The organism is Pseudophaeobacter profundi (genome assembly GCF_029697505.1).
GTDB classification, from domain to species: domain Bacteria; phylum Pseudomonadota; class Alphaproteobacteria; order Rhodobacterales; family Rhodobacteraceae; genus Pseudophaeobacter; species Pseudophaeobacter profundi.
Map to the genome: position 1 here is coordinate 100,622 of NZ_JARJEF010000004.1, position 20,973 is coordinate 121,594.

At 58.9% G+C, this 20,973-nt stretch carries 22 protein-coding genes, 1 tRNA gene and 1 riboswitch; of the genes, 13 read left to right on the plus strand and 10 right to left on the minus strand.

Features of this window, described 5'->3' with window-relative positions; all coding sequences use genetic code 11:
• Positions 1 to 64 precede the first annotated feature (64 nt).
• Positions 65 to 1,144 carry a PA0069 family radical SAM protein gene (locus P2081_RS08475; protein WP_278922671.1) on the minus strand — a complete coding sequence of 360 codons (1,080 nt, stop codon included), beginning with the start codon at positions 1,142 to 1,144 and terminating at the stop codon, positions 65 to 67.
• 223 nt (positions 1,145 to 1,367) lie between these two features.
• Here P2081_RS08475 and P2081_RS08480 point away from each other — a divergent pair, with 223 nt between their 5' ends.
• The 4 genes from P2081_RS08480 (at position 1,368) to P2081_RS08495 (ending at position 3,349) form a co-directional block, all read left to right on the plus strand.
• Positions 1,368 to 2,066, plus strand: a complete 699-nt coding sequence (locus P2081_RS08480) for a corrinoid protein (RefSeq protein ID WP_278922443.1) — start codon at positions 1,368 to 1,370, stop codon at positions 2,064 to 2,066.
• Between the two features lies 1 nt (position 2,067).
• On the plus strand, positions 2,068 to 2,793 hold the full coding sequence (locus P2081_RS08485) for a DUF1638 domain-containing protein (protein WP_278922444.1): 726 nt from the start codon (positions 2,068 to 2,070) through the stop codon (positions 2,791 to 2,793).
• Positions 2,794 to 2,927: 134 nt separating this feature from the next.
• On the plus strand, positions 2,928 to 3,158 hold the full coding sequence (locus tag P2081_RS08490) for a hypothetical protein (protein ID WP_278922445.1): 231 nt from the start codon (positions 2,928 to 2,930) through the stop codon (positions 3,156 to 3,158).
• Positions 3,155 to 3,349, plus strand: a complete 195-nt coding sequence (locus P2081_RS08495) for a hypothetical protein (protein WP_278922446.1) — start codon at positions 3,155 to 3,157, stop codon at positions 3,347 to 3,349. Before P2081_RS08490 ends, P2081_RS08495 begins: the two co-directional genes overlap by 4 nt.
• A 127-nt stretch (positions 3,350 to 3,476) precedes the next feature.
• Here the strand turns inward: P2081_RS08495 and P2081_RS08500 are convergent, their stop codons facing one another.
• A complete protein-coding gene (locus P2081_RS08500; RefSeq protein WP_278922447.1) occupies positions 3,477 to 4,106 on the minus strand; it encodes a glutathione S-transferase family protein in 630 nt (209 codons plus the stop codon).
• A 95-nt stretch (positions 4,107 to 4,201) separates the two neighbouring features.
• On the opposite strand from P2081_RS08500, the gene P2081_RS08505 reads away from it, so the two are divergent.
• The gene (locus P2081_RS08505; RefSeq protein ID WP_278922448.1) at positions 4,202 to 4,903 is read left to right on the plus strand and encodes a helix-turn-helix transcriptional regulator; all 702 of its coding nucleotides are present in this window, start codon (positions 4,202 to 4,204) and stop codon (positions 4,901 to 4,903) included.
• A 43-nt stretch (positions 4,904 to 4,946) separates the two neighbouring features.
• On the opposite strand, the gene P2081_RS08510 is transcribed toward P2081_RS08505, so the two are convergent.
• Positions 4,947 to 5,357, minus strand: a complete 411-nt coding sequence (locus P2081_RS08510; protein WP_278922449.1) for a SufE family protein — start codon at positions 5,355 to 5,357, stop codon at positions 4,947 to 4,949.
• 138 nt (positions 5,358 to 5,495) lie between these two features.
• Between P2081_RS08510 and P2081_RS08515 the strand changes: the two genes are divergently transcribed.
• Complete coding sequence (locus P2081_RS08515) at positions 5,496 to 6,011, plus strand: hypothetical protein (protein WP_278922450.1); 516 nt, start codon at positions 5,496 to 5,498, stop codon at positions 6,009 to 6,011.
• A 189-nt stretch (positions 6,012 to 6,200) separates the two neighbouring features.
• Here the strand turns inward: P2081_RS08515 and rnd are convergent, their stop codons facing one another.
• The 4 genes from rnd to P2081_RS08535 all read right to left on the minus strand — a co-directional run bounded on the left by rnd (position 6,201) and on the right by P2081_RS08535 (position 10,183).
• Positions 6,201 to 7,358: a ribonuclease D gene (gene rnd / locus P2081_RS08520; protein ID WP_278922451.1), complete on the minus strand. Its 1,158-nt coding sequence runs from the start codon at positions 7,356 to 7,358 to the stop codon at positions 6,201 to 6,203.
• A gap of 90 nt (positions 7,359 to 7,448) precedes the next feature.
• Complete coding sequence (gene purN, locus P2081_RS08525) at positions 7,449 to 8,051, minus strand: phosphoribosylglycinamide formyltransferase (RefSeq protein WP_278922452.1); 603 nt, start codon at positions 8,049 to 8,051, stop codon at positions 7,449 to 7,451.
• Positions 8,048 to 9,094: a phosphoribosylformylglycinamidine cyclo-ligase gene (gene purM, locus P2081_RS08530; RefSeq protein ID WP_278922453.1), complete on the minus strand. Its 1,047-nt coding sequence runs from the start codon at positions 9,092 to 9,094 to the stop codon at positions 8,048 to 8,050. Before purM ends, purN begins: the two co-directional genes overlap by 4 nt.
• 117 nt (positions 9,095 to 9,211) lie before the next feature.
• Positions 9,212 to 10,183, minus strand: a complete 972-nt coding sequence (locus tag P2081_RS08535) for an MBL fold metallo-hydrolase (RefSeq protein ID WP_278922454.1) — start codon at positions 10,181 to 10,183, stop codon at positions 9,212 to 9,214.
• A gap of 117 nt (positions 10,184 to 10,300) precedes the next feature.
• Between P2081_RS08535 and P2081_RS08540 the strand changes: the two genes are divergently transcribed.
• Together P2081_RS08540 and P2081_RS08545 are read left to right on the plus strand one after the other, a co-directional pair.
• On the plus strand, positions 10,301 to 11,236 hold the full coding sequence (locus tag P2081_RS08540) for a LysR family transcriptional regulator (protein ID WP_278922455.1): 936 nt from the start codon (positions 10,301 to 10,303) through the stop codon (positions 11,234 to 11,236).
• A gap of 34 nt (positions 11,237 to 11,270) precedes the next feature.
• Positions 11,271 to 11,346, plus strand: a tRNA-Ile gene (locus P2081_RS08545).
• Positions 11,347 to 11,806: 460 nt separating this feature from the next.
• Here P2081_RS08545 and P2081_RS08550 read toward each other — a convergent pair.
• The 3 genes from P2081_RS08550 to P2081_RS08560 form a co-directional block, all read right to left on the minus strand.
• Positions 11,807 to 11,995: a hypothetical protein gene (locus P2081_RS08550; RefSeq protein ID WP_278922456.1), complete on the minus strand. Its 189-nt coding sequence runs from the start codon at positions 11,993 to 11,995 to the stop codon at positions 11,807 to 11,809.
• 66 nt (positions 11,996 to 12,061) lie between these two features.
• Positions 12,062 to 12,520 carry a HipA domain-containing protein gene (locus P2081_RS08555; RefSeq protein WP_278922457.1) on the minus strand — a complete coding sequence of 153 codons (459 nt, stop codon included), beginning with the start codon at positions 12,518 to 12,520 and terminating at the stop codon, positions 12,062 to 12,064.
• 108 nt (positions 12,521 to 12,628) lie between these two features.
• A complete protein-coding gene (locus P2081_RS08560; RefSeq protein ID WP_278922458.1) occupies positions 12,629 to 13,528 on the minus strand; it encodes a LysR family transcriptional regulator in 900 nt (299 codons plus the stop codon).
• Between the two features lie 156 nt (positions 13,529 to 13,684).
• On the opposite strand from P2081_RS08560, the gene P2081_RS08565 reads away from it, so the two are divergent.
• The 5 genes from P2081_RS08565 to P2081_RS08585 all read left to right on the plus strand — a co-directional run bounded on the left by P2081_RS08565 (position 13,685) and on the right by P2081_RS08585 (position 20,971).
• Positions 13,685 to 14,962: a TRAP transporter large permease gene (locus P2081_RS08565; RefSeq protein WP_278922672.1), complete on the plus strand. Its 1,278-nt coding sequence runs from the start codon at positions 13,685 to 13,687 to the stop codon at positions 14,960 to 14,962.
• A 22-nt stretch (positions 14,963 to 14,984) separates the two neighbouring features.
• Complete coding sequence (locus P2081_RS08570; RefSeq protein ID WP_278922459.1) at positions 14,985 to 15,968, plus strand: TRAP transporter substrate-binding protein; 984 nt, start codon at positions 14,985 to 14,987, stop codon at positions 15,966 to 15,968.
• Positions 15,969 to 15,970: 2 nt separating this feature from the next.
• Positions 15,971 to 16,531, plus strand: coding sequence for a TRAP transporter small permease (locus P2081_RS08575; RefSeq protein WP_278922460.1), 561 nt, complete (start codon positions 15,971 to 15,973; stop codon positions 16,529 to 16,531).
• 37 nt (positions 16,532 to 16,568) lie between these two features.
• The gene (locus P2081_RS08580; protein ID WP_278922461.1) at positions 16,569 to 17,993 is read left to right on the plus strand and encodes an N-acyl-D-amino-acid deacylase family protein; all 1,425 of its coding nucleotides are present in this window, start codon (positions 16,569 to 16,571) and stop codon (positions 17,991 to 17,993) included.
• A gap of 738 nt (positions 17,994 to 18,731) precedes the next feature.
• Positions 18,732 to 18,940, plus strand: a riboswitch (cobalamin riboswitch).
• A gap of 156 nt (positions 18,941 to 19,096) precedes the next feature.
• A complete protein-coding gene (locus tag P2081_RS08585) occupies positions 19,097 to 20,971 on the plus strand; it encodes a TonB-dependent receptor plug domain-containing protein (RefSeq protein ID WP_278922462.1) in 1,875 nt (624 codons plus the stop codon).
• Positions 20,972 to 20,973: the final 2 nt, after the last annotated feature.

The following is a 20,973-nucleotide window of genomic DNA, read 5'->3' on the forward strand; positions in this document are numbered from 1 at the left end:
CGCTGCCTTTTTATGTTAGGGTCCCCGCGTTTCACATCCGCGCCAGTCCCTGCTGCTGCGCCGCCTAAAACAATGCCATCTGGTCGCCAGGCTGGGCCGGGCGGCCAAACAGATCGCAACGCAGCGGCGTGATGCCTGTGTTGAGGTGAAGTCGCTTGCAGGCGGCCTTAAACCGGCGCCCGATCATGGCGGCATATTCGCCCTCTCCCCGCATGCGCTGCCCCCAGCGCGGATCATAATCGCGCCCGCCATGCATTTCGCGCAGCCGTGCCATGACCTTTTCCGCCCGCCCCGGCGCGTGTTCGGCCAGCCATTCTTGCCAAAGCGTCGAGACCTCACGTGGCAGCCGCAGCATGATCCAGCTGGCCGCATCCGCCCCCGCCTCAGCCCCTGCCGCCAACAGCGCCTCCAGTTCGTGATCCGTCAGCCCTGGCACCACCGGCGACGTCATTATACGCACCGGCACCCCGGCGCTGGCCAACCGATGGATCACTGCAAGCCTGCGCGCCGGAGTTGGCGCCCGCGGCTCCATCCGGCGCGACAGATCCGGATCCAGCGTCGTTACCGAGATACCAACCCGCACCAGGCCGCGCGTTGCCATATCCGCAAGGATATCAAGATCCCGCTCGACCAAGACACCCTTGGTGACGATGGCTACCGGATGATTGAACTGCTGCAGCACCTCCAGGCAGGCCCGTGTCAGCCCGTGGTCACGTTCGCAGGGTTGATAGGGGTCGGTATTGGTACCCATGGCCAGCGTCGCCACCCGGTAGCGCGGCTTCGACAGTTCCTGGCGCAGCACTGCCGCCACATTGGGCCTGGCGATCAGCTGCGTTTCAAAATCCAAGCCCGGCGACAGTCCAAGATAAGCATGGCTGGGACGGGCAAAACAATAGATGCAACCATGTTCGCATCCCCGATAGGCATTGACCGAGCGATCAAAAGGCAGGTCCGGCGAGCGGTTATAGGAGATCACACTGCGCGCCTGTTCCAGGCGGATTTGGGTGGGAATCACCTCGGCCGGCGGGTCCTGCATCCAGCCATCGTCTATCGCCTCGCGGGCCAGATCGTAGCGGCCTGCCGCATTCGTAAGACTGGCGCGCCCTTTGCGACGCGGCCTTGCATTGTGAATCATCTGTTCCATCGGGCCATAGTGGCAGTGATATCGGAACAAATGAAGAACAAAATCGGAAAATCGAAGATTTGCTTGCGAATTCTTCATTATCAATCTGCATATTTTGCGCCTATAGGTCGGTCTGGACAACGGCAATGTCGCAATTCACGCAGTCTAGACGCGACAAAGTAGCCCAATAATCGGCATAACGATGCCACGCAGGGGACTCCCCGGCCACTCAAGGAATAGGCGCATGTCAGAAGAAGAAGATATCATCCTGGCGGAACTGGACGACGAAGAGCTTGTCCAACAGATGTTTGACGATCTCTACGACGGTATGAAGGAAGAGATCGAAGAAGGCGTAAACATCCTTCTGTCGCGCGACTGGGAGCCCTACAAGGTGCTGACCGAAGCGCTGGTTGGCGGTATGACAATTGTCGGCGCCGATTTCCGGGATGGCATCTTGTTTGTGCCAGAGGTTCTGCTGGCGGCAAACGCCATGAAGGGCGGCATGGCCATCTTGAAACCACTGCTGGCCGCAACCGGCGCGCCACGCATGGGATCAATGGTGATTGGCACCGTCAAGGGCGACATTCATGACATCGGCAAGAACCTTGTGTCGATGATGATGGAAGGCGCCGGTTTCGAGGTGGTCGACCTGGGGATCAACAACCCGGTTGAAAACTACCTTGAAGCGCTGGAAGAGCATAAGCCGGACATCCTTGGCATGTCTGCCCTGCTCACCACCACCATGCCCTACATGAAGGTGGTAATCGACACGATGGTCGAACAGGGCAAGCGCGACGACTATGTCGTATTGGTTGGCGGCGCACCTCTGAACGAGGAGTTCGGCAAAGCGATTGGCGCAGATGGCTACTGCCGTGATGCGGCCGTAGCGGTGGAAATGGCCAAGGACTTTGTTGCGCGCAAGCACAACCAGATGAGCGCCTGAAATGGCCCGAAAAGGACGTGCAGCCCGCTTGAATGAGCGGGCCGCATTTCGCCCACCAACCGGGCGCACGCTAGAGGAATCTTCCCTCACCGAACAGGGGCTGGCCGCACCTGAGAAAAAGACGGGCCGCATTCTGTTGATCGCCTGTGGCGCCCTGGCGCGCGAGATCCTTGCCATCAAAGAGATCAACGGGTTGGATCATATCGACCTCACCTGCCTGCCTGCGAAACTGCATCTGTACCCCGATCAGATTACCCAAGCGGTCGAAGGCGCGGTGGAAAAGCACCGTTCCAGCTATGACCAGATCTGCGTGGTCTATGCCGATTGCGGCACCGGCGGTGAACTGGCTCAAAAATGCACCGAGCTGGGTGTAGAGATGGTGCCCGGCCCGCATTGCTATTCCTTCTTTGAAGGCAATGAGGCCTTTGCCAAACGGGCCGACGCAGGTGAAATCACCGCCTTTTACCTGACGGATTTTCTGGTCAAACAGTTTGACGCCTTTATCTGGCGGCCCATGGGGTTGGATAAAAACCCGGAACTGCGCGATATGATTTTTGGCAATTACACAAAGCTGGTATATCAATCGCAGCTGAACGATCCGGCGCTGATTGAAAAAGCCCGCGACTGCGCCGCCCGCATGGGGCTGGAATTTGAACACCGCCATACCGGCTATGGAGAGCTGCAAGAGGTCATGCTGGACTGGAGCACCACAGCGGACCCCGAGTAAGCCGCGAAACAATTCTCACCTGCGCTCACTATTGCCCCCAGCCCTCTGCCGATACCACGCGGGTTGCGCGCCCCGGCGCCGCTTCATAGTAACGTTTTTCCTCAAAGCATTGATCGCAAATATTGACGTTGCGTATGGATTTTGACCTGCAAAAACCCCTTGAACAAACCAATGGAAACAGTCTGTTTCCATTGAACTTTATCGTTTTCGACTTTCCCGCGAAATGCGTCATTTTATGGGCATGGCTCTGTGTCGAGAGCTCCGTCGATGAAGGTGCAATGGATGTAAACGCCATCTATTTTGGTGACGACGACCAATCCGGCACCAGCGAGAGCCTGAAGGGGATGACAAGGACACTTATTTGACCAGCGGCGACACCCTCACCGTCTCGCTGGATATCGACAGTCTGGACGAGATTGATGTCTTTCGCATTCGCGCTACCTCAACCTCCACCGATGCTGGGTCGATCAAAGCCGTCTCGGATGACCCGCCCCCCCCGGAGGAGCCCCCGACTGAACCGGAGCTTGCCGAAGACGACGGGTTTAAGCTGGTCTGAGCCCACTGCGGTCTTGTTGTCAGACCTGTGGCCCATACGGTGATATCGGCGCGCCCCGAACTCGGGGCGCTCCCAGGCTTTCATGTCAGTTGCTTTTCTACAGCCGGTGCTGGTCAGCCCGACAGGATCAGGCGCGTTTCAGCGCTTGCAGGCCTGTCACGGCCTCGGCTTCAAAAGCTGCCAGGCGATCACCGTCCAGCGCATCCGCAACCCGTTGTACCCAGGCCTGAACCACAGTAATATCTGGTGTCAGATTTGGCGCCCACTGAAAGGCCGAGGCCAGCAGGATATCGGCAATCGACAGGCTGTCTCCAAGCAGGAAGTCCTGGCCCTGCAAGGCTCTTTCTAGCTCGGCCCCAACCTCTGTCAGGGTGCGAAACGTCCCAACCAGGGCCGGATGCTCCAGGCCAGTGAAATGCGCAACCATGGCTGGTTCCACCACGCCGCCATAATAGGCCATCCAGGACAGGAAACTGCCACGCTCGGGCTGTCCGGGGCGCGGGCTTAGCGGATAATCGAACAGCTCATCCAAATACATCATGATGGCGGCGCTCTCACGTACGGATGTGCCCGCGTCCGTCACCAGAAAAGGCACTTTGCCTTCGGGATGCGGGTTTTGGGCATCATGTCGGCCCGTGCCGTCATTCCTGACGACCTCAACGACAACCACCTCAACTGCATCAAGTTTTCCCAGTTGCATCAATTGCGCAATAACGCGCGAAGATCGGCTGTGCGGCGAATGATAAAGCGTTGGCATCTATAAGACCTTTCAGGTTCTACTATTGAAGATGAGATCCTTATGGCGCTACCCTCCTGCCAATTATTGTCAGGATGTATCTGCGAGACCACCCCATGGCCAAAACTGATCGTCTCTTTCGTTTGCTGCATCTGATCCGGGGGTTGCGCCCGCCGGTCACCGCCGCGCGGCTGGCGGCAGCCATGGAGGTTTCAGAACGCACGATCTACCGCGATATCGACAGCCTGCGTGCCGCGGGCGCCCGGATAGAGGGCGAAGCCGGTCTGGGCTATACCATGACCGAGGACCCGGCCCTGCCGCCCCAGACCTTTACACAAATCGAAATAGAGGCACTGACGCTTGGCCTGGCAGATGTCGCGCAACGCGGAGACCCGGATCTGTCAGAGGCCGCCGACGACGCCCTGACCAAGATTCTGGCCACCCTGCCAGAGCGCCAGCAGCGACAGGCGATGCATGCCGTCAACCTGGCCCACAGGTTCACCATTCCGATAGCGCCCACAATCGACATGACCCTCTTGCGCGAGGCGATGTGGGCGGAAGAAGCCCTGCAGATCAGCTACAGAGATCTGCAAGACCACAAGACGGACAGACGCATTTATCCTCTGGCCGTCTCGTACCACGATAACGCCGTCATGCTGCTTGCCTGGTGCTGCAAGAGATCAGATTTTCGCTTTTTTCACGTTACCCGCATCGAGCAATATGCAAGAACCAGCGAGAGCTTTCGCCCACGCCGTGTGCCACTTTTGCGGGACTTTCTCGCCAGCCTGCGGGCGCGCCACAAAGCGCCGGACCAATAGCTCAAGTTCACCTTTGCCCGCACAATCTGCCGCAGTGGCCAGTTCAGCGGTGGGCGGCTGCGGTCTCGCGGATCCGTTCGATCATGGCGCGCACACCGTTGGAGCGCTGCGCCGACAGATGTTCGTTCAGCCCCAAACGCCCCAGTTCTGCGTGGGCGTCAACCGTGAGAACCTCATCCAGGGTCAGGCCGTTATACAGGCAGCGCAGCACTGCAATCAGGCCGCGCACGATCAACGCATCGCTTTCACCGTCAAAATGAAAGCGCCCCTCTGAAATTACCGGATGTATCCAGACCTGGCTGGCACAGCCATCCACCTTGGTTGCAGGCACGCGCAAGGCCTCGTCCAGGGGCTCCATCGCCTTGCCCTGTTCGATCACATGGCGATACCGGTCTTCCCAGTCTTCCAGGAATTCAAAGTCCTCGACGATCTCTTCAAATGCGGCACTGGCCATGACCGGGCGTCCCTTTTGTTGGTGACGAAATTCAGCAGACCAGCACCTATGCCGCCTGCCAGAGGTTTTCAACAGCTTTTCAAGCGCCGCGCAATCGGGTAACCACAATCAACAGACCTAAAAGACGGGCGGGACGACATGCGTAAACCCTTGGCATTATTGATGGCGGGCAGCCTATTGCTGGCCGGTTGTGGCGGCTGGAGCGATTCACGCATAAACCCCGGAAATTGGTTCGGAAAATCAAAATCCACCCCCGTTGCAACCGCAGCATCGGGCGAAGTGAACCCGCTGATCCCCGAAAAAACCGGCCTGGGTATCTTTGATCGGCCCGAAGAAGAAGACATAAGCCTGCCGGCCAGGCAGATTAGCGAACTGCGGGTAGAGCCTACGCCAAACGGCGCCATCATCTATGCCACCGCTATTGCGGCGCGCCAGGGCGGCTATGATCTGGCATTGAAGCGCGTACCGGATACCGCCGCCGACACGCTGGAATATACCTTCAACGTTGTCTACCCCGAGGCCGGCACCCCAACAGGCAACGAACATAGTCGCACCCTGCGCGCGGCTGTTACCCTGTCAGAACAGGACCTGCGCGGCATTCGGACCATCCGTGTCAGCGGCGCGGAAAACGCCCGCGAAACCCGCCGCCGCTAACCCGCGCGCCACGGCGACCCGCCCAGAACGAATAGTCCCGCAAAGGACAAAAGGCGCCATCTGGTTTTCCCAGCGGCGCCTTAATTCATTCCAGAAAAAATACCTGGATAATCAAGCTTTGGGGGCCTGCCCCACCCTACCGGCCAACTCTTGGCCAGCTTTGTGGGGCAACATGCTCCAGTGCTTGGCCTAGAGGGGAACAACCTTAACCGATTGCCCCTTGGCTGACAGCGCAATTTCACCATTGCACAGGCGTAGCGCATCCTCGCCAAAGACTTCCTTGCGCCAGCCCGTCAGGGCGGCAACGTCACGCTGCCCGGATGCAATCGCATCCAGATCCGCGCTGGGGGCAATCAGCTTGGCGGCCACCCCGGCAGATTCAGTCTTGGCCTTCAGCAGCACCCGCAAAAGGTCGGCCAAGGCCGGGTTCACCTGCATTTTCTCGCGGCTGCGATCCACTTTGGGATGCTGTTCCGGCGGGCATTCAATGCCCTTTGCCACCGCCTGAAGGATGCCTTCGGAAATCGCGCCTTTGCGCGCCTCGCGCAACAAGAGGCGAGAACCACCAAGATCCGCTGTGGTGCGTGGCTTGGTCGAGGCCAGTTCTACCAGAGCGTCATCCTTGAACACCCGGTTGCGCGGCACATTGTTGGTCTGGGCATAGTCTTCGCGAAAGGCGGCCAATTCCCGGACCACCGCCATGAATTTGCCAGAAGTCGTCCGGGTCTTCACCCGGCGCCATGCCTCTTGCGGCTGGATTTCATAGGTGGCCGGGTCCGTCAGAACCTGCAGCTCTTCCGAAACCCAGTGGGACCGGCCACTGCGCTCCAGATCGGCGGCCAGGAATTCATAGACCCGGCGCAGATGCGTCACATCGGCCAGCGCATAGGTCTTTTGCGCATCGCTCAGCGGGCGGCGCGACCAGTCGGTAAAGCGAGAGCTCTTGTCGATGCCTTCCTTGACGATCTTGCGCACCAGGGTTTCATACCCGACCTGATCGCCAAAGCCGCAGACCATCGCGGCGACCTGGGTGTCAAACAGGGGTTTGGGAAAGACTGCTGCATCAACCCAGAAGATTTCCAGGTCCTGACGGGCAGCATGGAACACTTTGACCACAGTTTCATCACGAAACAGATCATACAGCGGCTCAAGTGACAGGCCTTCGGCCAGCGGATCCACCAGAACCGCGTCGTTCTCTCCATCACCGGAAAAAGCCAGCTGGATGAGGCAGAGCTTGGAATAATAAGTGCGTTCGCGCAGAAACTCGGTATCGACCGTCACGTAGGGGTGGTTCGCAGCCTCTTTGCAAAAAGCCTGCAGCGCGTCGGTGGTGGTCAGAGTTTTCATATGTAACGACTTTTCTGGTAATCTAAACGAGGGTGAATACGGTGATACGCCTTTGCCGCCTGCAATGCAAACCGCCAGATCAGCCCCGGACTACCCCTGGAGATACACCGGGCTGCGATCCCCGGCAGCAAAGCGGCGCAGCACTTCTGGGTAGAGACGATGTTCCTGCACCAGAACGCGCGCGGCGAGCGTATCGGCGGTATCGCCTGCCAAAACGGGCACCCGCGCCTGGCCCAGGATCGGGCCGTCATCCAGCGCGGGCGTGACCTCATGCACGGTGCAGCCATGTTCGCTGTCGCCAGCCTCCAACGCCCGTGCATGGGTGTGCAACCCTTTGTATTTCGGCAGCAAAGAGGGGTGAATGTTCAACATCCGCCCCTGAAAATGCCCCACGAACCCTGCGGTCAGAACCCGCATGAACCCGGCCAGACAAACGATATCGGCCCCGGCGTCCAGAATGGGTTTGACCAGCTCTGCCTCAAATGCGGCGCGATCCCCCTTAAAGGGGCGGTGATCCACAGCGGCAGTGGCAATCCCGGCCGCTGCCGCCTTTTTCAGCCCGCCTGCCTCGGCGTCGTTTGACAGAACCAGACAGGGGCGGGCCGGATGGTCACCCTGCATGCTCTCGACCAGGGCCACCATATTGGAGCCCCCGCCCGAGACCAAAATTGCAACCTTCTTCCTATCGCTCACAGCAGCTTGCCCGTGTAGCGCATGCCTTCCCCGGCTGTGACTGTGCCCAGACGGCTGACAGTTTCGCCTTCGCCTTCGAGCACGGCAATCAGATCATCAGCGTGATCGGCTGAAACAGACAGGATCATGCCAATGCCGCAGTTAAAGGTTTTCAGCATCTCGGTCTCAGAAATGCCGCCAACATCGGCCATCCACTTGAACACGCTGGGCAGGTCCCAAGCATTCAGGTCGATATCGGCCCCCAGATCGTCAGGCAGCACCCGCGGCAGGTTTTCGGTCAGGCCACCACCGGTAATATGGGCCAGCGCATGCACGCCTCCGGCCTGCACCGCTGCAAGGCTTTGCTTTACATAGAGACGGGTTGGCGTCAGCAGCGCCTCGCCCAGGGTGCCCGTGCTGAAGGGCGAATCCGCGTCCCAACCCAGGCCAGAAAGTTCAACAATCTTGCGCACCAAGGAATAGCCATTGGAATGCACCCCATCCGAGGCCAGCCCCAAAAGCACATCGCCCTCGACCACGCCCGCAGGCAGGGCGGTGCCACGCTCCATCGCGCCAACGGCAAAACCGGCAAGATCAAAATCACCCTTGGGGTACATGCCGGGCATCTCTGCGGTTTCACCCCCAATCAGCGCGCAGCCAGAGCGCACGCAGCCCTCGGCGATGCCTTCGATGATCCGGGCAGCCGTTTCTGTTTCCAGTTTGCCGGTGGCAAAATAATCAAGGAAGAACAACGGCTCAGCCCCCTGGCAGACCAGATCGTTGACACACATGGCGACCAGATCAATGCCCACACCGTCCACAACACCGGTGTCGATTGCGATACGCAGCTTGGTGCCAACCCCATCGGTGGCACCCACCAGGATGGGATCGCTATAGCCTGCATCCTTGAGGTCAAAAAGCGCGCCAAAGCCGCCAAGGCCGCTCATCACGCCGGAGCGATTGGTCCGCTTGGCGGCGGGCTTGATGCGATCCACCAGGGCATTGCCCGCGTCAATATCCACACCTGCATCCGCATAGGTCAAACCGTTCTTGCCGCTGGTCATCTCTTGGCTCCTTAAAACTGGTTGCGCAGCCTTTATCGCAAGGCTCACCGGAAAGAAACAAGGGAATCCACCGTGCGCGACCTGTCGCACGGTGGAGGGGCCAAATCAGCAGTTATTTCAGAGGCCAAATTGCCATGGCGCCGGTTGATACGCATAACCTTCCGTTTGGCGTAGCACCCGGCCAAGCCCCGGGAAGTCGATATGGCTCCCGGTCAGCAAAAGCCCATCGGTGGCGGCACGATCCAGCATTTTGTGGCGAGTCGCCGCCGTCAGCTGCGGATCGGTGTCAAAGGCGATGGTCCAGTCGGGATAGGCAAATTGCAGCGCGGTGCTGTGGATGATGTCCCCCCAGAACAACAGCTGCTCACCACCGCTGTCCAGCATATACCCTGTATGGCCAGGCGTATGCCCCGGCAGCGGCAGCGCGGTGAACCCTGCAAGCACAGCGGCTTCGCCCGAAATCAGCCGCAACCGATCCGCATAGGGTGCAACCGTGCCCCGCGCCATCTGAAAGAACCCGCGACTACCTTCGGGAACAGAGGCCATGATCGCGTCATCATGCCAAAAGTCCCATTCCACCTGCGACACCACCAGCTCTGCATTGGGATAGGCCGCCTGGCCATTGGCCTTGACCAGCCCCCCTGAATGATCCGGGTGCATATGTGTCAGCAGAACCGTTGAAATCTCAGCGGGCTTCACACCAGTGGCCGCCAGAGCGCCCCCCAAGGCACCAAGACTTGGCCCCATCAGATCTGCCGTCCCCGCATCAATAAGAATTTTGCGATCCCCCTGCTCTACCAGATAGCCATTCACCGGAATATTCAGCCCTTCAGGTGTCATTTGATGCAGCCCCTTGGCCAGGGCGATCTCAGCCTTCTCTGCGTCATAATCCGCAAACAGCTGCACCCCCAGCGGCAAATGACCATCCAGAAGCACAGTCACCTTTGCCTCCCCCAGATGGAACTGGTGCAGCACAGGCGGCAACGCGGTCGGCGCCCCTGCGGTGTCAGCCATCGCCTGGCCAGAAATCAAGGTGGCAGCCGGTGCAGCAGCCAGGCCGCCAAGTAAGGTTCTACGATTGATCGTCATAAGGAACTCCAATATGGTTTGGACCAGTATCAGTCACGTTCTTCAATAAAGCAGCAGGCGCAGCTGGCTGTAGCCAGAATATCGCTATTGCGCATATAAGCAGGAATTATAACAGGAATGGATCGCCTTGGATTGCTGGAAAGCTTTGTCATTGCCCTGGATGAAGGCAGCCTGAACCGGGCAGCACAGCGGCGCGGCATCAGCCAGCCTGCGATGAGCCTGCAAATCAAACAGCTTGAGGGGCTGTTGGGCCATGAACTGCTGCACCGCTCTTCCACCGGGGTCAAGCCGACACGCCCTGGCCAGTTGGTTTACACCCAGGCGCAGGGGCTGCTGTCCGGCTATAACCGAATGTCCGCCGAGCTGAGCGCCCTGACAGACAGTATTTCCGGCACCTTTCGCATCAGCACCAGTACGTTTTTTGGCCGCATCATCCTGGGGCCGGTGCTGCTGGAGGTAAACCAAGCCTATCCTGACCTGGATATCGTGATGAAACTGGAAGACCGGCTGGTGGATGTTGTGCGCGAAAACGTGGATCTGGCCATTCGCTCTGGCACGCTGGGCGACAGCGACGGCGCGGCGCGCAAAATTGCCCAGATGGAGACCGTGCTTTTTGCCACCTCAACCTACCTAGATCAGATTGGCCGCCCCAAGGTCCCCGAAGAGCTGAAGCGGCTAAAATTCATCCAGCACCACGAGGACCAGACTGGCGGTTTTGTCTCGCTCACCCTTGATGGGGTGGAATATCAGGCACCGGTCCATGTCGGCTTTACCGCCGATGATCCTGATCTGATCATCCGCGCCGTCACCAACCATACCGGCTATGCCCGCGCCCCGCGCCTGTTCCTGGAAGAGGCCCTTTGGGATGGCCGTTTTGAGGAGATCCTGCCGCACTATCAACCACAGCAAAAAGAAATCTATGCTGTTTACCCGTCACGCCACAGCTATGACAAACGCCATGAGGTCGTGATTTCCAGCCTTCTCGATCGGATGGAAGCCCTGCGTGTTGCGTCAATTGCCCGTCGTCACCCGCCTGCTGCAATCATGGCTTGACCTTCTGGCAAGCATTTTCTAACCACGTCGCAGCGGGCCTGTAGCTCAACGGTTAGAGCAGAGCGCTCATAACGCTTTGGTTGCGGGTTCAAATCCTGCCGGGCCTACCATATTCTTCAGTGACTTAGCTGAAGCCGCCGATTTTCCAAAAAGGTTCATTGAACCGGTTTGTGATTTTAGAGCGAACATCTGGCGGACCTGCCTGCGAATCCGCCCTGATCTTGGCAGCACAACTTTATACGTTTCTATCCCGTTTTTTTCGATGCCTGACGCTGTAGGCTCAGCTCGTGAGGTTTTTCGTCTGGATCCGGCCCACCCAGGCGCAGGTGGGCAAGAATTTCTCAATACCCCCTCAAGGCTTAGTCTCATAAATCCTCCTTTCTTTGCGGACAGATTCGCAAGTCATTCAGCATTCCAAAAGGTAAAACAGCCCCGGTGTCCGCTTGGGGCTTCCAAGGTTTGTCAACCTGGCCGAAACCCCATGGCCGCCAACGTTGCGCCGCGGTCCACGTCGAAAAACCTTCAGGTTTCCCGTCCTGACGACCAAATGCTTTGAACGGCTCAAACCGGCTATTCACCTGATTTAACCGCAGCCTTGGTGCGATCCACCAGGTCGCTTGTCGCTGCAGATGCAAATCTTGGAGAATTGGAAGGACACATGCGCGGGCGATAAACGGGTTGGAGTTGGAGCCTTTTGCAAAACCAGCGCGGTTCAGGATGCTTCACTTTGCAGTCGGGATCGGCTTCAAAATCAGTCATCGTTCCCCCATCATTTCAAGAATCCCGCTCCGTATAACTAATATAATAGTTTCAATGCCTTGCACCTTACACCTTGTCAGGCAACCTGACGTCACCCAGCCGCGCCATGATCGTTTCACTAACGGTATCGACGATGGCTTGCGGGAAGGTTTTGGGCAGGGCGTTGGCGGCACCATCAAGGGCCTTGGGCGCTCTTGCTGCGATCTCTTCAATGATGCCCGTCGTGCGCTTTTTCGAGAAACCGGCGCGCAGGGCCGTTTGCACAAAATGCCGCCCGTGAACCTGATCGAAGCGATAATGCCGGCTGTTTCCGACCGACATCGCCATCTTCATCTGTTTGCGTTCGACTTGGCGGGCCTCCAGTGCGCCTAACTCTGTCACGATGTCATATAGCGGGGTCATGCGATAGCTGCCGCCGGGGCTCAGGAAGACGCTGAAGTTCTTGGCGTGGGCATCCGTCACCGAGGTCGTAGAATAAGTCTGTCCGGGAAAAGAGGAGGCTCGGCTGTCAGCCGATTTACGCAACAGAGTCGGGCTCTGTGCGAGAAACGCCTCGTATTCCTGCGCATGTTTCCGCGCGATTCTGCCCCCTGATTGCGCCCCCCCCCACAGATCGCAGGGCTGGTCGGGAGATCAATCTGTGGCACGGGTTGAAAGCGCCAACCGCATGAGGTCGACCAGATTGTCCAACGCCAGACGGCTGCCACTTGGCGAGAGGGAAGCAGCAAGGATGGGGAATTCGATCTTGGGTTCCAACCGACAGGTCGCCATACCCGGCAAGGGGTTTGCTTGCGCGGTGAATTCATCCAGAACCGCAGCGCGCTGGAGGGCCTGTGCCAGGGGCGGTACCGCGATAAGAGAATTGCACATGATAGCGCCTTCAAAGGCAATACCACGCTCGCGCACCGCTGCATCCAGAATGCGACCGATCGGCCCGCGGGCAGTACTGTCGACGGTTTGCATCCGTGCCACATCCTCCAGCGCGACACAGCCATCCGCCGGGGCCTGTGAGCGGGGCATAAGGGCCACCAGCCGACCGCTGCCAAGCGGCACAATGGTTTCCGCATCGGTGGCCACATGTCCAGCCATGATGCCGATATCTATCAGCCCCGATCGCAGGGCTTCCAGTTGCCGACTGGCGGTTGCAACATCCACCGAAAGACGCAGGCCCGGCATTTGCCCAACCAGATCAGAGATCGCCGGTGGCAGGATTTGCGGCATCAGCATCCCCACCGTCATGACTGCCAGTTTAGATCCGGTGCCTTGGCGCAGACTTTCCACCCGGCTTTCCATCCGGCCGATGCCATCCTGCAGAAAGCGGCTTTCGCTATATAGTGCATCGGCCTCTGCGGTGGGCCAGACGCGGCCCTTTTCGAGTAGGAAAAGCGTCAGATTGGCGGCTGCTTCGAAATCGCGAAGATGGCGGCTGACCGTCGGCTGGGACAATCCCAACATGCGTGCCGCCGCAGAGATGGAACTGCGCTCGTAGACGGCACAAAACACCTGCAGCCGTTGAAGTGTGATGCCTCGCATGGCTTTTCCTCTGCGGTTTTGGCCAGCATATAGTAATAAGCTATACCATAGCAAAATATTTTCTATTTCCTGCCGCTGAATTTGCAGAGAAAATGGCGCCATGAAACCTTCAGTCAGACCTTCATTTGCACAAGATCGGAGCCTCCCTTGCAAGCAGTGGTAATCTTGGGGCTTGTGCTTGGCGGTGTCCTTTCAGGGGCGGCAATTGCCTATGTGATCGGCGCGGCCTCGATCACCACCTTCATTCTGAGCGACAATATCCGTTACATGGCGGTGCTGCCGCAGCGACTGTTCAGCCAGTTGGATGTCTTTGCCTTTCTGGCGATGCCGCTCTTCATCTTTGCTGGTGACCTGATGAATCGCGGAGGTCTTGCCTCGGCGCTGATTGATTTTTGCATGTCGTTCCTTGGGAGGCTGAAGGGCGGGCTGGGGCATGTAAATGTGATGACCAGTGTTTTCTTTGCAGGCGTGTCCGGTTCGGCGGTGTCAGATGCGGCGGCGCTGGGGAATTCTCTGGTGCCGGAGATGCAGCGCCGTGGCTATCCGCTGGACTATGCTGCCGCCATCACCGGGGCCTCTTCGATCATCGGGCCGATCATCCCGCCCTCTTCCATCCTGATCTTCTACGGGGCGCTGATGCAGACCTCGGTTACGGCGCTCTTTGCTGCCGGTATTCTGCCGGGGCTGTTGCTGGCTGCGGTCCTGATGGGGATGAATGCCTATTTTGCATGGCGTCATGATCACCCGGGCGGCGCAGAGTCCGACCTGCCAGCGATCTTGCCCTCTTTCTTCCGGGCGCTGCCGGCCATGGCGCTACCAGTCATCATCCTTGGCGGCACCCTGTTTGGCTTTATGACACCGGCAGAGGCCGCCGCCGTTGCCGTGATCGCGGCGCTGGGGATTGGCGTGGCCTACCGCAGACTCTCGCTACAGGATGTCTGGGACAGTGCCCTGCGTTCGGCGGTGCTGCTGGGGGCGCTGTTCATTATCTTGTGCGCCATTTCCACCTTCAGCTACATTGCGGCGCTGGAACAGTGGCCGCAGGCGATCGCCGTGACGATCGAGGGCTGGGGTCTTGGCCCGTTGCAATATCTGATGCTGATCAATGTGGTCTTTCTGATCGCCGGGATGGCGATGGATGTGAAGGCGGCCGTGGCGCTCTTTGCACCGATCTTTGTGCCGGTGGCGCTGGCGATGGGGATCGACCCGGTACATCTGGGTATCGTGATTTGCTTCAACATCACCACCGGGCTGCTGTCGCCGCCACTGGGGGGCGTGCTGCTGATCCTGGCAACCACGGTGAACATCAACTACTGGCGCCTGATCCGTGCGACACTGCCGTTCTTTTTTGCCGAAATCGCGCTGCTGGGCGTGCTGACCTTCGTCCCTGAAATCTCGCTCGCCCTGCCGCGTGCGCTGGGACTTGTCCAATAAAACTCAACAGAGGAGAAACACAATGAAAGCATTCCGCATCGGAACCGCAACGGCGGCCCTGGCCCTGGCCATGGCCCTACCGGCCGCGGCTGAGATCAAGATCGCCATTAATGGCGCAAATGACCCTGAAACAAATGCCGAAGCGGCCTGGGCTGCAGGTTTTAGTGCCGCTCTGGAAGGCACTGAGCTGGAGATCACGGTCTTTCCCTCGGGCACGCTGGGCAGTGAGGATGAACGCTTTGACCAGGTCGCGCAGGGGCTGATAGAGGTCAACCTCGCCACCGCATCCACCGCCTTTGGGATGAGCCCCCTGATGAAGGGCGTTCTGCTGCCCTTCATGTTCGAAGACAATGATGAGTTCGACACCATCATGGCAGAAACCAATCTGCTCGCGGAAATGAACGTGCCGCTGCTGGAAAACGGTGTGCGGCTGGCGGGCTTCAACTACATCGGCACCAGCATCGGCATGCACAATGCCAAGAAACCGATTACCAAGATGTCGGACCTGGAAGGGCTGCGTTTCCGCGCGCTCAATGCCGAACAGCTCGCCTATCAAGAGGCGCTTGGCGCCACCGGCACCATTGTCGCCTGGTCCGAGGTCGCCAATGCGATTCAGACCGGCGTGGCTGACGGATATTTCAACCCGCCCAATTCGGCCATTCGGACCGGTCACACCGAATTCCTGGTGCATTTCACCCAGGCCAATATCTCTCCTTCTACCCGTACGGTGCTGCTCTCTGAAGATTGGTATGCCGGTCTAAGCGAGGCAGAACGCGCCCAGATCGACGCCGCTGTCGAGGCTGGTTTCAAGGCCAACCGCGCATGGATCGCACAGTGGAGCAAAGAGGTGCGCCAAAAGCATCAAGAGGCGGGCGTCACCCTGACCGAACTGGAACCGGGCGAACGCGACAAGATGGTTGCGGCCACAGGCCCCACATGGGCCGACATCATGAGCGAAGCGCATCTGAAGCTCTTTACTGACGCGCTGGATCAGGTTCGGAACTGAGGATGGCTATCGTGCGACGCATCGGCAATTTTGCCCGCAGGATTAGCGACAGGCTCGACCAGCTGGCGGCGGTGATCGGGGTGACGGCCCTGGCGGTGCTGGTTGGCGCGGTCATGCTTCAGGTCGTCGCACGATATGCTTTTTCGCAGCCGCCATCCTGGACCGAGGAACTGGCGCGCTATGCAATGATCTGGGCCGGGTTGATCGGCGCGACGCTCTCTTTCAAGCGTCGCTTTGACCCGGCGTTGTTTCAGGGCACGTCGGGATCCTCCTGGCGTGCCATGGCTGCGGGGGCGGTGCAATCACTGCTGGTGCTGGTATTCCTGCTGCCCATCCTGTGGCATTCCTTCTTTGGTCCGGGGGGCAATTTCGCGCGCGGATTTCTGACCCGGCACAGCCGCAGCACCGCTGATGCGCTTGATTTTTCCACGCTCTGGGTCGCGATTGCGGTGCCAATCACCATCGTGTTGATCCTGATCCATCTGATCGCCCGCTGGGCTGAGCCGATGACAGAACCATCCACAGAGCCATCTTCTGTGGATGGTTCCGAAGACCGATCCTGAACAACCCCAGCTTTCCACTTACGAAAGGCCCAAATCCATGCATGCTGATATCCTATTCCGCGGTGGTAACATCATCGACGGGACCGGTGCCCCGCGCCAGTCTGTCGACCTCGCCGTGACTGATGACCGGATCGTGGCGACTGGCGATCTGTCGCGCTGGACCGCAGGCCGAGTAATCGACTGCACGGGGCGCATTGTAGCGCCGGGCTTCATCGACCCGCATGTGCATCACGACGAGGTGGTGCTGACAGATCCCGGCATGGACTGCATGCTGAGCCAGGGAGTGACCACGATCATCAACGGCAATTGCGGCTTTTCCATCGCGCCGCTGACCGCGACCGGCCCCTTACCGCAGCCCTTGGGCATGGTCCTGTCGGATGACATGCCGCGTTTTGCCAGTTATGCCGCCTATCGCGACCGGCTGCGGGCGGATCCGCCTGCGGTGAACAGCGCCTGCCTGATCGGGCATGGCACGCTAAGGATCAACGAAGTGGCTGACCTCGACCGCCCCGCCGACCGGGCCGAGACCGCCGCCATGGTTCGCGCGCTTGACCGCGCCCTGTCGGAGGGCGGGATCGGACTGTCGACCGGGCCGTTCTATCCGCCCGCCCGTGCCGCGACCACCCAAGAGCTGATAGAAATGGCGCGGGTCGCGCAGGCACATGGCCGACTTTACGTCACCCATATGCGTGATGAGGGCGATCAAGTCATTGAAGCGCTCGAAGAAACCTTTCAGATCGGCCGTGATGCCTGCTGTGGTGTTCATGTCAGCCATCACAAATGCGCGGGCCTTGCCAATCACGGGCTGAGCGAAACGACGCTTGCGATGATTGACCAAGCACGAAAACTGCAGGACGTCGGGCTGGATACGACGCCCTGGACGGCGTCTTCCACGATGCTGAATTCGGGCCGCCACAGACAGGCCAGCCGAGTGATCGTCGCTGAATCCGTCCCCTACCCCGAAATGGCAGGTCGCGATCTGTCTGACATCGCGGCGGAATGGGGCACCGATATCGACAGTGCGATGGAACGCCTGCTGCCGGCCACTGGCATATTTTTCATCATGGATGAGACCGATGTGCGCCGCATCCTTGCTTATGAGCATACGATCATCTGTTCAGATGGGATCGCCCGTGGCAGCCATCCGCACCCACGTGTCTGGGGCACCTTCCCGCGGGTTCTTGGGCATTATGTCCGCGACACAGGGGTCTTTGACCTTGAAACTGGCATCAAACGCATGACCTCGATGCCCGCCGACCGCTTTGGGCTGCAGGATCGGGGCCGCATTGCCAAAGGTATGTATGCGGACCTGGTGGTCTTTGATGCCGCCTCCATCCGTGAAGGCAACGATTACACGCACCCCACCCGCCCTGCGGAAGGTATCGACCTGGTCTTTGTCAATGGCCGCGAAAGCTGGTGTGCAGGCGGCCATACCGGCGCCAGAGCCGGGGCAGTGCTGTGACAGGCCTCGCACTGCGCGCCCGGTACGCGCCGCATCTGCCCTGCTCTCGCTTCTCACGCTCGAGAATGTTCACGACTTTGGTAGCGTCAAGGCCGCGCATTTCGCGGAAAGTGATCCTGCATCTCCCCAGGTAGAAGAAACCTGCCTCCTCAAAGAAGCCCGGGCGGCAGCATTGTCAGAAATGCCTGAGCCTCCCGGTATCGATGCGGTTCAGCTCAGAGAGGCAGGGTATGTCTGAGCGAGCCAATATGGATGATATGCTGCAGCAAGCCATAGTCGACGCCTTCAGGTTGGAACGCAGGGCGGCTTCCGTAATTACCTCGGCGTCGTTGTCGCCGTTCTGTTCGCCTTATTGAACGGATTCACATATATCGCTGGAATGATCCGGGGCAAAAACCCCATCCCGCTCAAAGTCCGGCGCACAAAATGTGTGCTCAGGCAGGCTTCCAAGCCGACAATGCAGAGTGGCAATTTCCGGAACGTTGCCACCAGCGGCAGCCGCTTGATCTTCCTGCGTAACAAGACCGCCCCCCTTGCCGAACCCAATCAAATGAAAGACTTATTTGCAGTTATCAACGCCAACCGACATCAGCTCATCAGAATTTCTCGTCGCCAAGCGACCTCTCCGATCAGCAAATGAATTAGACAAAACCTAACCTACTGGGGAAGCAGCCTTTTGGAGCTGCATCCAAGGCGGCCAGTGAGACATTCGCGCTTGACAAAAAAAGCTCAACTTGCATAAGTTCCGGCAATTCTGGTCCGGCTGGGAAACCACCCGGTTAATAGGGAACACGGTGAGGTGTAGCCAACATGCGCCGAATCCGTGACTGCCCCCGCAACTGTGAGCGGAGAGCAATGCTGCGAGATGCCACTGCCCCGAGGGGCGGGAAGGTGCGGCAAAGCCTCGACCCGCAAGTCAGGAGACCTGCCAGGATGATCACCCTATCCCGGTGCGGGGCGCGCTGTAGATAACGGATTTCCGTAGTGGTGGCAGTTTTCACTGTCTGCGGAGGCAATGCCTTTCAAAGACCAAACCCGAATACACTGCCCGCTTGGGCAGTCACTTGGCCTGTGATTGTTGCGCGGGTCGGGAGGAATGGAATATGCGCAAGGCAAGCCTGTCATTGGCTGCGGCTCTGGCCGCTGCACCAGCAATCGTAATCGCCCAGGATGACGTCGTCACCGATCTGGGAGAGATCATCGTCTCCGGCGGCTTTACGCCGGTCGAGGCCCAGAAATACGGCCGCTCAGCTTCGGTCCTGACGAGCGAGGAAATCGAAGAACGCGGCATTCTGACCGTTCAGGACGCGCTGCGCGCGGTGCCCGGTATTTCGGTCAACGGTTCTGGCGACAATTTCACTCAGATCCGCATCCGCGGCGGTGAAGGCAACAATACACTGATACTGATCGACGGCGTTCCTGCATCGGCTGGGAATGACGAATACATCCTGTCGGGCCTGGAAACCGCCAATATCGAACGCATCGAAGTTCTGCGCGGCCCGCAATCGGTGTTCTACGGATCCAGCGCGTCGTCGGGTGTCATCAATATCATCACCAAGAAGGGTGCCATCGGTCGCGAGCTGTTTGGCAAAATCGAAGGTGGTGACGCAACCTCGGTCGCGGGGCGCTATTCAATGCGCAATGAACGCGGCGGCCTGGCGGTCGGTCTGTCACACCTGAACGATCGCGGCTATGACATCTCCGGCAGTGGCGGCGAAAAAGACGGGATTGAGCGCAGTACCATCAACCTGACCGGCGACTATTTGGTGTCGGAAGATTTGAAGCTTGGCTTCTCCTTCCGCCATTCCGAAGAGGAGTACGACAGCGATCCGCAAAACTACTCGGCTGTGACGGTTGATCAAAGCGTCACCGACGACCCCACTGCAACCTCCGAGCGCACCGAGCGGCTCGCCAGTATATTTGCCGAATACGCAATGTTGGGCGGACGCATGAAACACCGCCTGTCCTACGATTACAGCGACTTCGAAAGCCTATCCAGCGCTGGCCGCTTTTCTCAGGCGGACCGGAAATCGGTGCGTTATCTACTGAGCTTCGCGCTGGACAGTGCGACACTGGAAGACGCCAACCAGATCGTGAACGTGATCGCTGAAAATACTCAGAAACGGTCGAACTCCAACCCAGACTACCGACCTGACCGGACATCTTTTGCGGTGGAATATCGTGGATCGTTCAATAATGGCTTGAGCGTTCAGGGCGGGCTGCGGCGTGACAACAACAGCTCATTCGACGATGACACCACCTGGAACGTCGGCGCCGCCTATGTGTTTGGCAACGGCGTTCGCCTGCACGCGTCGGCGGGTGAAGGCAGCGTCGACCCATCCTTCTTCGAGCTGTTTGGCAGTTCATCTGGCACTGTTGGCAATCCGAACCTAGCGCCTGAGAAAAACCGCAGCTTTGACTTGGGCGTCGAAGTGCCGTTCCTGCAAGGCCGTGGTCTGGTTGACGTCACCATGTTTCGCGAAAACCTGACAGACGAAATCGAATGGTATTTCGACACCGGTCTGGGCATGAACACCTATCGCAACCGAACTGAAAAGTCCAAGCGCCGCGGTGTCGAAATCGCCGGTGACATCAAAGCCACCGATGATCTGACTTTCCGTCTGGCATACACCTACCTGGACGCATCAAACGCCGATGGCTCCGTCGAGGTGCGCCGTCCCGAGCACGAATTGCTGCTAAGCGCGACGCATCAGTTCATGAACGCACGTGGCAACGTGAACGCCGATCTGCGCTATGTGACCGGGAACTACGATACGCAGTTTTTCGGCGCCTGGCCGTATCCGGTGGTGGAGATGCCGAGTTATGTGACCGTGGACGTCGCGGCTCGATATGACCTCACCGATCAGGTCACCCTGACCGGTCGTGTCACCAACCTGTTCGACAAAGAGTATTCCGACGTCTGGGGGTACGCCAAACGCGGCCGTGCGCTCTATGTTGGTTTGGAATCAACGTTCTGATC